Origin of the sequence: Pantoea jilinensis, from assembly GCF_019104105.1 — a bacterium.
In the GTDB taxonomy this organism is placed as follows: domain Bacteria; phylum Pseudomonadota; class Gammaproteobacteria; order Enterobacterales; family Enterobacteriaceae; genus Pantoea; species Pantoea eucalypti.
The window spans coordinates 1,213,007-1,227,108 of the sequence record NZ_CP077746.1; the positions used below are offsets into that span (position 1 = coordinate 1,213,007).

At 57.4% G+C, this 14,102-nt stretch carries 13 protein-coding genes; 7 read left to right on the forward strand and 6 right to left on the reverse strand.

Annotated features, from left to right (window positions below):
* The first annotated feature begins 59 nt into the window (after nucleotides 1-59).
* Nucleotides 60-1,280, forward strand: coding sequence for a beta-ketoacyl-ACP synthase I (gene fabB / locus KTJ90_RS05790; RefSeq protein WP_003854282.1), 1,221 nt, complete (start codon nucleotides 60-62; stop codon nucleotides 1,278-1,280).
* A gap of 78 nt (nucleotides 1,281-1,358) precedes the next feature.
* On the opposite strand, the gene pdxR is transcribed toward fabB, so the two are convergent.
* Nucleotides 1,359-2,783 carry an aminotransferase-like domain-containing protein gene (gene pdxR / locus KTJ90_RS05795; protein WP_499026012.1) on the reverse strand — a complete coding sequence of 475 codons (1,425 nt, stop codon included), beginning with the start codon at nucleotides 2,781-2,783 and terminating at the stop codon, nucleotides 1,359-1,361.
* A gap of 87 nt (nucleotides 2,784-2,870) precedes the next feature.
* Between pdxR and KTJ90_RS05800 the strand changes: the two genes are divergently transcribed.
* Complete coding sequence (locus KTJ90_RS05800) at nucleotides 2,871-3,314, forward strand: rhodanese-like domain-containing protein (RefSeq protein ID WP_003854280.1); 444 nt, start codon at nucleotides 2,871-2,873, stop codon at nucleotides 3,312-3,314.
* Between the two features lies 1 nt (nucleotide 3,315).
* Here KTJ90_RS05800 and flk read toward each other — a convergent pair whose 3' ends face one another.
* The 4 genes from flk to KTJ90_RS05820 all read right to left on the reverse strand — a co-directional run bounded on the left by flk (nucleotide 3,316) and on the right by KTJ90_RS05820 (nucleotide 7,416).
* The gene (flk, locus tag KTJ90_RS05805) at nucleotides 3,316-4,362 is read right to left on the reverse strand and encodes a flagella biosynthesis regulator Flk (protein ID WP_003854279.1); all 1,047 of its coding nucleotides are present in this window, start codon (nucleotides 4,360-4,362) and stop codon (nucleotides 3,316-3,318) included.
* Between the two features lie 113 nt (nucleotides 4,363-4,475).
* Complete coding sequence (locus KTJ90_RS05810) at nucleotides 4,476-5,981, reverse strand: tripartite tricarboxylate transporter permease (RefSeq protein WP_003854278.1); 1,506 nt, start codon at nucleotides 5,979-5,981, stop codon at nucleotides 4,476-4,478.
* A gap of 10 nt (nucleotides 5,982-5,991) precedes the next feature.
* Complete coding sequence (locus KTJ90_RS05815) at nucleotides 5,992-6,423, reverse strand: tripartite tricarboxylate transporter TctB family protein (RefSeq protein WP_003854277.1); 432 nt, start codon at nucleotides 6,421-6,423, stop codon at nucleotides 5,992-5,994.
* A gap of 12 nt (nucleotides 6,424-6,435) precedes the next feature.
* Entirely contained in the window at nucleotides 6,436-7,416 is a 981-nt protein-coding gene (locus KTJ90_RS05820; RefSeq protein WP_008926486.1) for a tripartite tricarboxylate transporter substrate binding protein, read from the reverse strand.
* Between the two features lie 120 nt (nucleotides 7,417-7,536).
* On the opposite strand from KTJ90_RS05820, the gene tctD reads away from it, so the two are divergent.
* Together tctD and KTJ90_RS05830 are read left to right on the forward strand one after the other, a co-directional pair.
* Complete coding sequence (gene tctD, locus KTJ90_RS05825) at nucleotides 7,537-8,208, forward strand: transcriptional regulator TctD (protein ID WP_039659724.1); 672 nt, start codon at nucleotides 7,537-7,539, stop codon at nucleotides 8,206-8,208.
* The gene (locus tag KTJ90_RS05830; RefSeq protein ID WP_283543961.1) at nucleotides 8,199-9,587 is read left to right on the forward strand and encodes a sensor histidine kinase; all 1,389 of its coding nucleotides are present in this window, start codon (nucleotides 8,199-8,201) and stop codon (nucleotides 9,585-9,587) included. Before tctD ends, KTJ90_RS05830 begins: the two co-directional genes overlap by 10 nt.
* On the opposite strand, the gene KTJ90_RS05835 is transcribed toward KTJ90_RS05830, so the two are convergent.
* A complete protein-coding gene (locus KTJ90_RS05835) occupies nucleotides 9,568-10,467 on the reverse strand; it encodes a DMT family transporter (protein WP_499026014.1) in 900 nt (299 codons plus the stop codon). The genes KTJ90_RS05830 and KTJ90_RS05835 overlap by 20 nt on opposite strands.
* A gap of 372 nt (nucleotides 10,468-10,839) precedes the next feature.
* Here KTJ90_RS05835 and pdxB point away from each other — a divergent pair, with 372 nt between their 5' ends.
* From pdxB to truA, 3 genes are all read left to right on the forward strand, one after another.
* Complete coding sequence (gene pdxB / locus KTJ90_RS05840; RefSeq protein ID WP_003854271.1) at nucleotides 10,840-11,973, forward strand: 4-phosphoerythronate dehydrogenase PdxB; 1,134 nt, start codon at nucleotides 10,840-10,842, stop codon at nucleotides 11,971-11,973.
* Between the two features lie 303 nt (nucleotides 11,974-12,276).
* The gene (locus KTJ90_RS05845) at nucleotides 12,277-13,284 is read left to right on the forward strand and encodes an aspartate-semialdehyde dehydrogenase family protein (protein WP_499026015.1); all 1,008 of its coding nucleotides are present in this window, start codon (nucleotides 12,277-12,279) and stop codon (nucleotides 13,282-13,284) included.
* 2 nt (nucleotides 13,285-13,286) lie between these two features.
* Nucleotides 13,287-14,090 (forward strand): tRNA pseudouridine(38-40) synthase TruA, encoded by an 804-nt coding sequence (truA, locus tag KTJ90_RS05850; protein ID WP_003854269.1) that lies wholly within the window; start codon nucleotides 13,287-13,289, stop codon nucleotides 14,088-14,090.
* Nucleotides 14,091-14,102 lie beyond the last annotated feature (12 nt).

Sequence of the window (14,102 nt, forward strand, 5' to 3'; positions counted from 1 at the left end):
GCGTACAAGTGTACGCTAGAGTGCATGCCAATTAAGAAGAAGTGGATGAGGAAGATTGAATGAAACGTGCTGTGATTACTGGCTTAGGGATCGTTTCCAGTATTGGTAATAACCAGCAGGAGGTGCTGTCATCTCTGCGTGAAGGACGCTCTGGCATCACCTTTTCTGAAGAGATGAAAGATTCCGGCATGCGTAGTCACGTCTGGGGTAACGTTAAACTGGATACCACCGGCCTCATCGATCGCAAAGTTGTGCGTTTTATGAGTGATGCGTCAATCTATGCTTATCTTTCCATGGAAGAAGCGATTAAAGATTCCGGCCTCACCACTGAAATGTATCAGAGCAACCCACGTGTGGGTCTGATTGCAGGCTCAGGCGGCGGTTCTCCTCGTTTCCAGGTATTTGGTGCTGATGCGATGCGTAGCCCACGTGGCCTGAAAGCGGTTGGCCCTTACGTGGTGACCAAAGCGATGGCTTCTGGCGTCTCTGCCTGCCTGGCCACGCCGTTCAAGATTCATGGCGTAAACTACTCAATCAGCTCCGCCTGTGCCACCTCGGCGCACTGTATCGGTAATGCTGTTGAGCAGATTCAGCTCGGCAAGCAGGATATCGTTTTTGCTGGCGGCGGCGAAGAGCTGTGCTGGGAAATGGCCTGTGAATTCGACGCGATGGGCGCGCTCTCTACCCGTTACAACGACACCCCGGAAAAAGCGTCACGTACCTATGACAACGAGCGCGACGGTTTTGTTATTGCAGGTGGCGGCGGCATGGTCGTTGTTGAAGAGCTGGAGCATGCGCTGGCTCGTGGTGCGCACATCTATGCCGAAATCGTCGGTTACGGTGCGACGTCAGACGGTGCAGACATGGTTGCGCCATCCGGCGAAGGCGCAGTACGCTGCATGAAGATGGCGATGCACGGTGTCGATACACCCATCGACTATCTGAACAGCCACGGAACCTCTACCCCGGTAGGTGATGTGAAAGAGCTGGGTGCGATTCGTGAAGTGTTTGGCGATAACACGCCATACATCTCTGCGACCAAAGCAATGACCGGCCACTCACTGGGTGCCGCTGGCGTGCAGGAAGCGATCTACTCGCTGCTGATGCTGGAGCATGGTTTTATCGCGCCAAGCATCAACATCACCTCGCTGGACGCGGCAGCAACCGGCATGAACATTGTGACTGAGCCAGTGGAAAAAGAGCTGACCACCGTGATGTCTAACAGCTTTGGTTTTGGCGGCACCAACGCCACATTGACCATGCGTAAATATCAGGCGTAATCAGTACTTTGAAGGGCCGGCTTGCCGGCCCTTTTTGTTTTTAAAGCCCATCTCCGTTACCTCATTCACCCCTCGGTATTAACCCTCCCGCTGCAGTAGCCGCAGCAACTTATCGCATCCTGCCACAATCTCGTCAGGCGTCAGCGCGGCAAAACCGAGCATCCAGCCTTGTTGAGATGCGTGTCCGGCATAAAGCGGACTCAGTCGCGGTAGCAGCAATCCCTGTTGTGTTGCCAGCGCGGTTAAGCGTGCTTCATCCTTTTGTACTGTTACCGTCAGCTGTAATCCACCGCCGCTGGCTATTGGCGTGATCCACGGCGAGAGCCGCTGCTCAATCTGCTCAAGCAACCGATCGCGACGGCTGTGATAGAGCTGACGCATCAGGCGCAGATGGCTGGCGAAATGTCCCTGTTGCAGAAAGGCGGCGGTGACAGCCTGCGGCAGCAGGGCGCTGTGCCCATCCAGCACGCTCCGTGCACGGCCTATGGGCGTAACCAGCGCCGGCGGCACGACCATCCAGGCCAGCCGCAGGGAAGGAAACAGCGACTTCGAAAAGGTGCCCAGCGTAATGACCCGCTGATGCCGGTCCAGACCCTGCAATGCAGGAATCGGACGTTCGTTGTAGTGAAACTCGCTGTCGTAATCGTCTTCTATCAGCCAGCTCTGGTTGCGCTGTGCCCAGTCCAGCCATGCCAGACGTCGCGGCAGGCTGAGCGTGACGCTGGTGGGATAGTGATGCGAGGGCGTCAGGTACATGAGCGTTGCACTGCCACTGGTGGGCAGGGCGCCTTCGGCATCAACAACAATCCCACGCACCTGTGCGCCTGCAGCCAGGAAGGCATTGCGGGCACCGGGATAGCCCGGCTCCTCCATCCACACCTCATCACCAGGATCGACCAGCATCATGCTCAGTAACTGCAGCGCCTGTTGGGAACTGGTCAGAATGATGACCTGCTCCGGCTGGCACGCGACGCCCCGGGAGAGTGTCAGATAATCAGCAAGTGCACTGCGTAACGGCAGATAGCCAAAGGGATCGCCATATCCCATTGCGGTGCTGCCCAGAGAACGTTGTACGCTGCTGCTCAGGCGTCGCCAGGTGTCGTGAGGAAACGCACGTAACTCCGGTGAACCGGATGCGAACGCGTGAGGAAAAGGGGGATCCTGACAGCCACCGGTTGCCAGCACCTGCTGGCCGCGCGCCGAAAAACGGGCGGGCTGATGCCGTGTCGGCAAAGATGAGGGTGTGCCGGGGATGATGATGGCGACAAAAGTACCGCGACCGGTTTCACGTCGCAGATAGCCTTCACTCTCCAGTTGTCCGTAGGCCGCTTCCACCGTCACGCGTGAAAGGTGCAGATCCAGCGCCAGCTGTCTGCTGGAGGGTAACTGCTGACCCGCACGCAGATGGTGCCGGTTAATCGCCAGCCGAAGGGTCGCGCAGAGACGTTCACGCACGCCGCCACTGGTCTGATGCTGGAAAAGTTGTAACAGCGGTGAAGGCATATCGGTCTTATCCCTGATGAAGAATGGGTATCAGTAAGCAGTCCACTTTGCCGTAAACTGCGAATTCATCACAACAGGAGAATCGCTATGTCATCAGTTTTACGCATTCCGGCCGCCACGCCGCAGCAAAGCCTCGACTATCTGCAGTCAAAACTCGCGTATTACACCGACGCGTGGGATCTGGCGGAAGACCTGGAGCAGCAGCGTCAGGCTATCGTGGTGATTGATGCGCGTGCGCCGGAGGCTTATCGCGCCGGGCACATCTGCGGCGCCATCAACTTTCCGCATCGCGGGATGGATGCCAGCACGACGGCCCGGCTTGATCGCCGCAAAGTGTATGTCACTTATTGTGACGGCATTGGCTGTAACGGCTCGACGAAAGCGGCCCTGAAGCTGGCATCGCTGGGCTTTCAGGTAAAGGAGTTAATTGGCGGGCTGGATTTCTGGAAACGTGATGGTCATCCGCTGACCTGGGGTGATGCGGCGGGTGAATGGCCCGTTACCGCGACCAAAGCATCCTGTGGCTGTTAGCTCAGAGTACCAGCCAGAGTAAAAGGGTGATGACGACCAGTGCAATAAAGAAACCCAACAGCGGACGCCCTGCCAGTGACTGAATCGGCGGCGGCAGCGAGGCGACAAAGGGTGACCAGATCGGCTGCGGTTTAATCTCGCTGGCAGCCAGCGGCTGTTCGTGCAGTTTTTCTGCCCGGTCTGCGCGACGGCTGAACAGAAAATTCAGCAAATCCTGAGTCTGCGTCACCGTGAGCACTGTCTGTGGCGTGGCCTGAAAACGCTGCTGGCTGTAATCCTCCAGCTGCTGCCGCTCCTGCTGATCAAGCGGCTGTTTCAGGGAGGCTTCCAGCAAGTGCAGCGTGGGGGCGCTGTGCTGACTCAGCGTCTGGCGCACCTGGAGATATTGGGTCAGCAGCGGGAAGTGACGTGACGGGATCGGATCGCCGCTGGTCAGGTTCACCAGCTTCAGCGCAGCCGTCCACAGCTTACCGGTAGATTCGCCGGTGGCAGCGGCAAGGCGCACCACCTGCTGATTCAGCGTATGGTGCTCAGCAGGCAGCAGCGTACGGTCGCTGACGCGAATCTGCTGCGGCTGGGGAATCGTCATCTGCCCGTTCTGCAGCATCGTCAGCACCTGGCGCAACTGATCCTGGCTCAGCGCGCTAAGCACTGTCTGGCCAAATTGCTGACGGATAAAATCGCTGACAGCCTGGCGGTTATTGCCCTTGGGCAGCAAGTCGGTGAGCTGGGTCATCAGCAGGCGGGTGGCATGTCCATTTTGCGTCTGTGTTAGGCGGTTATTAAGATACTGCTCCGCTGCCGGAAAATGACGCGACTGCAACTCCGCTTCACTCTTGACGCCCACTTCATGACGGAGCCCCGCCCAGAGTTCAGGCGCTTTAAGATTGCTGAGCGAAGAGATACGCACGATCAGGCGTTCTAACGTCGTGCGCTGCGCAGGCGAAAGAGGCTGTTCACCGGCCACGGAACCGTGACGCGTTACGCCGGTTTGCGGATTGACAGATGAACGATCGACCGGCACACCGGGGCCGCTAAGAGGTTGCATGGCGGATTCCTTGGAAAAACAGAACAGCGTGGGGTGCGCCGGAAAAAGAATAGGCCATGATAGCAAAAGCCCCCGGGAAATCCCACGGGGGCATGCGCGTTTCGGCAGGAGAATTACGCTTCGGTGCGCTTCAGTTGGTGACGACGCCAGCGTTTCCAGATTGGCGGCACCAGCAGAACCGCAATTGCCAGAACCAGCAGGATTTTACAGATCAGACTTTCCCACAGAATGACCATGTTGCCGTTGCTGATCGACAGGGCGCGACGGAGGTTCTGCTCCAGCATCTCACCCAGCACAAATCCCAGAATCAACGGCGACATCGGAAAATCCATTTTACGCAGGATATAACCAAAGATACCCAATCCCACCATCAGCAACAGGTCAAAGGTGGTGCTGTGCACCGCGTAGACGCCCACGGCAGAAATAGCGGCAATGGCTGGCACCAGAAACCACAATGGAATGGTTAGCATGCGGGCGAAGACGTTGATCATCGGGATATTCATGATCAACAGCATTACGTTGCCAATCAACAGGGCAGCAATCAAGCCCCAGACAATATCTGGCTGCTCAACAAACATCGCCGGTCCTGGTGTGATGTTGTAGAGCGTTAATGCGCCGACCATCACCGCTGTTGTCCCTGAGCCGGGAATACCCAGTGTCAGCATCGGAATAAAGGATCCACAGGCAGAAGCATTGTTTGCCGCTTCCGGTGCTGCCACACCACGAATATCGCCTTTACCGAACTGATCGCTGCCGCTGATCTTTTTCTCAGTCATGTAGGCAATAGCACTGGCGATGGTGGCGCCTGCGCCAGGTAACACACCCACAAAGAAACCGATAAACGAGGAGCGCAGCGTTGCGCCGGTTGCCATAGAGGCTTCTTTCATGTTGAACATCATGCGACCGCTGGCACGAACCGCTTTCTGCCCGGTACTGGTGGACTCCAGCATCAGCAGAATTTCGCTGACTGAGAACAGACCAATCACCACCACCACAAACTGAATGCCATCGGAAAGGTGAACGCTGTCAAAGGTAAAGCGGTACACGCCGGTATTGGCATCCACGCCCACCGTAGCCATGCTGAGCCCTATTAATGCCGCAAGGAACGACTTCAGGGGATTGTGACTCATCATGCTGCCAAGGCAGGCGATAGCGAACACCATCAGCGCAAAATATTCCGCCGGGCCAAATGCCAGCGACCAGCTGGCCAGCAGGGGCGCGAACAGAATAATGCCGATAATCGCGATGGTTGAACCGATGAATGAACTCACGGCTGAGATGGACAGGGCAACGCCTGCTTTGCCCTGTTGCGCCATCGGATAACCATCCAGCGCGGTCATAATCGCGCCAGCATCACCGGGCACGTTAAGCAGGATGGAGGAGATGCGTCCGCCATATTCACAGCCGATATAGACCGTTGCCAGCAGGATCAGCGCCGATTCCGCCGGTAAGTGCAGGGCAAAGGCCAGCGGCATCAGGATCGCCACGCCGTTGATCGGCCCCAGACCCGGCAGCAGGCCGACGATGGTACCGATAAAACAGCCAATCAGGGCAATCAGCAGGTTCTCTGGCGTCATGGCGACGGCAAAGCCCTGCATTAAAAAGGACCAGGTATCCATGATACTCTCCTTAACTCAGCCAGCTGCCGACCGGAAGGGTCACTTCCAGCAGACGGTCAAAGGCATAAAAAAGTGTGGAGCCCATTACCACGCCGGACAGTGCGGCTGCCCACCAGCGCGCACCAAACAGCAAGCCGATGCCAAACGTCAGCAGCGTTGTGCTGATGGCAAAGCCCAGCGTTTCAAACAGCCAGCCATAGAGCATCATCATTGCCGCCAGCGCCACCAGACGTTTCAGTGTGCTGTGGGCTGGCCAGTGAATGGTGTCCGGTTTACGAAACAGCATCAGCACGGCACAGATTGCCATCAGGCCAAGGATCGCCATCGGGAACGGTCGTGGTCCCACCGGTTCGTAGCTGTATTCACTCTGAATTTGCCAGGCTATTACCATGCCGCCGAGGCACAGGGCCAGCCAGAGGCCCGCAAAAATACGATCGCTCATGATTCGCTCCGCTTATTTGGCCAGACCAAATGATTTCGCCTTTTCACGATAATCCGCCACCTGCGTTTTCACGTAGCTATCAAGTTCCTGCCCGAACATGTTGAATTCAAACAGGCCACGCATATCGCGTTGTTTTTTAAACTCCGGGGTATCCACCATCTTTTTAAATGCCTGCTCCCACCACTGATAATCAGCATCGCTGACTTTTGGGCCGAGGTAGTAGCCACGAATGACGGGCCAGACGATGTTAAAACCCTGTTCTTTGGCAGTAGGGACCTCAGCCAGCTGGCCAGGAAGACGTTGATCGGACATCACCGCCAGTACCCGCATTTTGCCGCCCTGCAGATGTGGCACCATCTCACTCATGTCGCCGGAAACCACCTGAATATGATTACCGAGCAGCGCCGTTACCGGCTCACCACCGCCTTCAAAGGCGACATAGCGCATTTTGCGGGGATCGATGCCCGCTTCGCGCGCCAGCAACGCCGTTTTCATCCAGTCCTGACTGCCGATTGATGCGCCGGCACCGACCACCACTTTGGTCGGGTCTTCTTTCATTGCCGCCATCAGTTCGCCCAGGGTTTTCCATGGCGCGTCTTCGCGGACGGCGACCATACCGTAGTCCGTTCCCACGGCGGCCAGCCACTTCACATCGTCAACCGAATAGCGACCAAATTTGCCCTGTGACAGGTTCAGCAGCGATCCGCCAGAAAAGGCGACCACCGTGCCCGCTTCAGCCGGACGCTGGGCAATAATGGCGTTATAGGCCACCGCACCCACGCCGCCAGGCATATAGGTCACGCGCATCGGGGTTTCAATCTGTTTGGTTTCCTGCAGCGAGACCTGCAACAGCTTGCAGGTAAGATCAAACCCGCCGCCCGGTTTGGCTGGTGCAATACATTCGGTACGGCCAGGGCCGTCAGCGGCATTCGCAGCCGGTACCAGCAGAGCCAGCAGGGCAGAGGTAAGGGCGGTATGGATTATTTTTTTCATCGTGCGCTCCATTCATTCTTCCAGAGTGTGATTACAGCCGTAATATTGGCGTTACTGAATTGTTAAAACAGTTACCTTTCATTTACCTTTCACTGCCCGGATTTAATGACAGGATGTGATATGCGTCTCTTACTGGTAGAAGATACCGTTGAACTGGCACGCTGGCTGCAGAAGGCGCTGACGCAAAAGGGCTTCGCCGTTGACTGGGTTGCAGATGGGGTTGCCGCCGATCACGCGTTGCAATGTGAAGCCTATGCGCTGGTCGTGCTGGATGTTTCCCTGCCGCGTATTGATGGTCTGGAGGTGCTGACGCGGTTACGGCGGCGTGGACAGGGTGTGCCGGTATTGCTGTTAACGGCGCGCAGTGCACTGGATGACCGGGTGCGCGGCCTGAATCTGGGGGCGGATGATTATCTGACCAAGCCGTTTGAACTGGATGAACTGGAAGCGCGATTGCGCGCGCTGTTGCGGCGCAGTCAAAGCCAGGCCGCGCAAAGTCAGTCACTGGGGCAACTGGTGCTGGATGGTGAAGGCTATTTTCTGCTGGCTGAAAAGCCGCTGGCATTAACGCCGCGCGAATCCAGTATTCTTACTACCCTGATGCAGCGCCATGGCCGGCCCGTTTCCCGTCAGCATCTCTATGAACAGACCTTTACTCTGGCTGATGAGGCCAGTCCGGAGAGCATTGAGCTGTATGTGCATCGGGTGCGTAAAAAACTGGCGGGCAGTGATGTAGCGATTGTGACGCTGCGCGGACTCGGCTACAGCCTGGAAACCTTGCCGTGCGGCTGATTCACTCTCTGCGCGGCGAGCTGCTGGCGTGGCTGGGCCTGCCACTGCTGTTGCTGTGGGCCCTGTCAGTCTATACCCATTATCAGAGTGGGCTGGCGGCAGCCAACCAGGCCTATGACCGCTCGCTGCTGGCTTCGGCCCGAACCGTGGCAGAACGTCTGGTGGTACGACAGCAGCATCTGGAAGTCGATGTTCCCTGGGTGGTGCTCGACAGTTTTGAACGCAATATGAATGATCAGCTGTTTTATCAGGTCATTTCCCCGCAGGGAAAAACCCTCTCCGGTTACGACGATCTGCCGCCGATTCCGCCAGCCAGTGAAATGTCGATCGCTTATCCGGCGCTGGTGCACTTCTATGATGGTCGCTATCACCAGCATCGCATTCGCGTTGCGGCACTCTGGCAACCGGTCAGTGAGGCGGGTGTTGAAGGCATGGCACTGGTCCTGGTGGCTGAAACCATTAATTCTCGTCAGGAGTTCGCCAGCCGGTTGATGCGCACTGCGCTGATCAGTCAGAGCGGGCTGGTTCTGATGACGCTACTGCTGGCCAGTCTGATGCTGCGTCGGGTGCTGCGACCGCTACGTCGACTGTCACGCATTGTCCTGCAGCGGGATGGGGGAGAGTTAACGCCATTGCCGTCATTACCCTGGTCAGAGCTTCAGCCGCTGATCATCGCGTTTAACCGTTACCTGGAGCGCCTGCGCGGGCTGCTGGCGCGTCAGGATCGCTTCAGCGCCGACGCGGCTCACCAGCTTCGCACCCCGCTGACCATCCTCAAAACTCAGGTCAGCGTGGCACTCAACAGCGATCGTCCTGAGCAGTGGCAGGAGAGCCTGCTTGGGATGCGCCACACGCTGGATGAGACCATTTTACTTACCGACCGGCTGCTACAGCTGGCCCGCATTAAAGCGCGGCATGGTGAAGATAAGCCAATGGCACGTGTCGATCTGGCCGCCATTGTGCGTGAAGCCTGTTTTAGCCGTTATCCGGCGGCGCGAACCCGACAGCTTGACCTCGGTTATGAGGGTGAAGAGTGTCATAAGGTGGTGGGGGATGGTGTTCTGCTGGGCGAGCTGTGCGCCAACCTGCTGGATAACGCCATTAAATACACCCCGCACAATGGCGTGGTGACGGCGCGCGTGACACCTGGAAAACTGGAAATTGAGGATAGTGGTCCGGGCATTGAGGATGCCAGTCAGGCCAAAGCACTGCAGCCTTTTCAGCGGCTGGATAATGTCGGCATGCAGCCCGGTGCGGGTATTGGTCTTGCGCTGGTCCAGGATATCTGTGCCTGGCATGGTGCCACAATGCAGCTGGACCGCAGCCCGCAGCTTGGCGGGCTGCGGGTAACCGTCTTGTTTACCTCGGTGGCAGGCTGACCGCTTTACGCCGGATTAACGGCGTACGCAGTCGCTGCGCCAGGATGACACCGCCCAGCGTCAGACCGCCGCCAATCCAGTGGTAACTGTGCAGCTGTTCATGCAGGAATATCACCGCAATCACCGCGGTAAATACCGGAATCAGATTCATAAAGATGCTGGTGGTGCTGGCCCCCAGACGCTGCACGCCATGGATCCACAGGAACGGCGCAATGATCGACGCAAACAGACCGGCAAATGCCACCAGCGGCAGATTATGCCGGTTAAGCGCCACCTCAGGTGCCAGCAGAAAACCAGGCAACAGCAGCACGACACCAAATAAAATCTGCACATACAGGCTTTGCCAGATAGGCAGCGGCAGCGCCCAGCGCCGTGTCAACACGCCATAGAGTGCATAGGCGGCGGAAGCGGCCAGCATCAGCAGTTCGCCTTTGCCCAGGCCATGATTCAGCAGTTGCATCACATTGCCTTCACTGACCAGCCATACCAGACCGATGAATGAGATGATACTGCCGAGCAGGATACCGTGCGTCGGCGCAATGCGGAGGATCACGACGCTCAGCAGCACGGTGAGCAGCGGAATGAGTGCGCCAATAATGCCCATAAAGAGTGCGCTGACACTGTGTGCCGCGTAATACGCGAGGCTCTGATAGAGCACCATCCCGAGCAGTCCAAGCATAGCCAGCCGCCAGAGATGCGGCTTGATAGCCACACGCGCCCGCCACACGCCCGGCAGCACAAAGGGCGTCAGCACCAGTAGCGCCAGCAGCCAGCGATAGAAAGAGATCGCCGCGGGATCGATCGCACTGGCTGAGAGCTTGCTGACAATGGAGTTGATTGACCAGATTATTACCGCAAAGAGCGGATAGAGGAAAAACATGCTGACTCTCTATATGTATAATTAATGAGGCGCATTGTACGCGTGTCCGGATTTATTCAGATCATTAATATCGGAAAAATAAGTGATTGATGGGACAGAGTGATCCTGATAGTGACCAGTCACTCCCCGCGTCATAGGACATCGGGCGGGTCACGACAGCGGCTGCGTTTTCTGCGCGCCATCGTGCTGCCGGCGCAGGGGAACGTGTGCAGCGTCTCGCCCTTGCGCTGGAATACCGTTCCGCCCCGGCGCTGATTGTCATTTTCAGGCAGCAGGCGGAAATCACGCCCGATCGCTATCGCGCACGGTTAGGCTAACGCGTCGCTTTGTGCCAGAATCACTCCCCTCTATGCAACTGACAGGAAAGCCGTAGTGAAAATTCTGGTCGATGAAAATATGCCCTACGCCCGTGAGTTATTCAGTCGTACCGGCGATGTTGTCGCGGTGCCGGGACGTCCGCTGCCGGTGGCAGAACTGGCCGATGCCGATGGTCTGATGGTGCGCTCAGTCACCCAGGTGAATGAGTCACTGCTGGCAGGAAAGCCGGTAAAGTTTGTCGGAACCGCCACGGCGGGCACCGATCATATCGACGAGAACTGGCTGCAGCAGGCGGGCATTGCGTTCTCTGCCGCTCCGGGTTGTAACGCCATTGCCGTGGTGGAATATGTTTTCTCTGCGCTGCTGCTGCTGGCGGAGCGTGACGGCTTTGAGCTGCGTGACCGCACGGTCGGCATCGTCGGTGTCGGTAACGTTGGCGGGCGTCTGCAAAAGCGTCTGGAGGCCTGGGGCATCAAAACCCTGCTGTGCGATCCACCACGCGCCGATCGGGGTGACGAGGGCGATTTCCTGTCGCTGGACGCCGTCACCGCACAGGCTGATATTCTGACTTTCCACACCCCGCTGTTTAAAGACGGTCCCTATAAAAGCTGGCATCTGGCGGATGCGGCGCTGCTGATGGCGCTGAAGCCCAACACCATTCTGATCAATGCCTGTCGTGGTCCGGTGGTGGATAACAGCGCACTGCTGGAAGTGCTGAAAATGCGGCCGGATCTCAGCGTTGTACTGGATGTCTGGGAGCCGGAGCCGGATCTCTCACTGGCGTTACTGGATAAAGTTGATATCGCCACGCCGCACATCGCGGGCTACACCCTGGAAGGTAAAGCACGCGGCACCACGCAGGTATTTGAAGCCTGGTGCGATTTTATTGGTCAGCCGCAGCAGGTGCCGCTCAGCACTTTACTGCCGGTGCCGGAGTTCAGTGAAATCACCCTGAATGGCCCGCTGGATCAGCCAACGCTGAAACGCCTGGCGCATCTGGTGTATGATGTGCGCCGCGATGATGCCCCCCTGCGTAAAGTGGCGGCCAAACCGGGCGAATTTGATCGCCTGCGCAAGCAGTATCTGGAGCGCCGCGAATGGTCGTCGCTGCAGGTGAACTGTGATGACGCCACAACGGCTGAGAAGCTAAACCAGCTGGGCTTTAACGCAATCATCTCCCCGAAATAACGGGCGCTGCAGGTCAGTCGCCCCGGCGCGGTTTCCGCACTGAATCAGTCAGTGTACGGAAACGATGCGTACTGCTGGCATGGCTGCATGACGGTGGTTTCCGGGGGAGATACCCCATGGATTTCGGGTTGCATTGCGGCGGCAAGAGCACGAGTCCCGATGAGCTTACTCAGGTAAGTGATTCGGTTGAGTGAACGCAGCCAGCAAAGATGCAACGTGAAAGACGATGGGGATAAATCTGAATCCCTGGGCGGTGAATATCACCGCCTTCTGTTTTTATGTCATTGTCTGGAGTAAACCAACATGTCTGACGGCTGGAATATTGCGCTACTTGGCGCGACAGGCGCAGTAGGGAACGCTGTACTGGAACTGCTGGCGGAACGCCAGTTCCCGGTTGGTGAATTATATTTGCTGGCCAGCGAAAACAGCGCAGGCGAAATCAAGCGTTACGAGGGCCGCTCGGTGCGGGTCGACAATGCAGAGACATTCGACTGGTCACAGGCGCAGCTGGCCTTTTTCGTGGCAGGACGTGACGCTTCGGCGCGCTTTGCCGATGAAGCGGCTAACGCCGGTTGTCTGGTGATCGACAGCAGCGAGCTGTTTGCGCTGGAACCTGATGTGCCGCTGGTGGTGCCGGATGTGAACCCGCAGGTGCTGGCTGATTATCGTAATCGCAACATCATCAGCGTGGCAGATAATCTGGTGAGCCAGCTGCTGACCGCAATTAAACCGCTGGTGGATGCAGCCGGACTGAGCCGTTTACAGGTGACGAACCTGATCTCGGTCTCCAGTTACGGCAAAGTGGCGGTGGATGCGCTGGCCGGGGAAAGTGCCCGCTTGCTGAATGGTATTCCAGCCGATGAACACCATTTTGGTCGTCAGCTGGCGTTTAACCTGATGCCTCAACAGGCCGATGCAGAAGGCAGCGTGGAAAGTGAACGTCGCCTGATTGATCAGGTACGTAAGGTATTACAGGACGAAGGCTTACCGATTGCGGTCAGCAGCGTACAGGCACCGGTGTTCTACGGTAATGCGCAGATTGTGCATATCGAAAACCTGCGCCTGCTCTCTGCGGAAGAAGCGCGTGCCGAGCTGGCGCTGGCGTCAGATATTCGTCTGAGCGAAGAGGATGAAGTGCCAACGCCGGTTACGGATGCCTCAGGCAACGGCGAACTGAGCATCGGCGCGGTACGCAACGACTACGGTATTCCGGAGTTGCTGCAGTTCTGGTCAGTGGCGGACAATATTCGTTTTGGCGGCGCGCTGATGGCGGTGAAAACTGCCGAGAAACTGGTTCAGGAGTATCTGTAACCATGTCCGATGGTCAGACACAAAAACTGGCGCTCGGCATCGAGTATGACGGCAGTCGTTATTACGGCTGGCAACGTCAGAATGAAGTCCGCAGCGTGCAGGAGAAGGTAGAGCGCGCGCTGTCGAAGGTCGCGGATCACCCGGTCAGCATTTTTTGCGCGGGCCGCACCGATGCCGGCGTTCACGGAACGGGGCAGGTGGTCCATTTCGAGACGACATCGCAACGACCTGATGGTGCCTGGACGCTGGGCGTCAACGCTAATCTGCCGCCGGATATTGCGGTGCGCTGGGTGAAAGCGGTGCCGGATGAGTTTCATGCCCGCTTCAGCGCTACGGCCCGACGCTATCGCTACCTGATCTACAATCAGCGTCTGCGTCCGGCGGTGCTGTCGCAGGGCGTCACGCACTTCTACCATCCTCTGGATGCGGAGAAGATGCAGCGCGCCGGGCAATGTTTGTTAGGCGAAAATGATTTCACCTCATTTCGTGCCGTGCAGTGCCAGTCGCGTACCCCGTGGCGCAACGTGATTCATCTTAACGTAACGCGCCAGGGCCCTTACGTGATTGTGGATATCAAAGCCAACGCTTTTGTCCATCACATGGTGCGCAATATCGTGGGCAGCCTGATGGAGATAGGCTGCGGCAATAAGCCTGAGTCATGGATGGCCACGCTGCTGGCAGCGAAAGATCGGACACTGGCGGCAGCCACAGCCCGGGCAGAGGGATTGTATCTGGTGGCGGTGGACTACCCATCCCACTTTGCGTTACCACAACCGTCGATGGGACCGTTGTTCCTCGCGGATTAATTTACTTTCAGG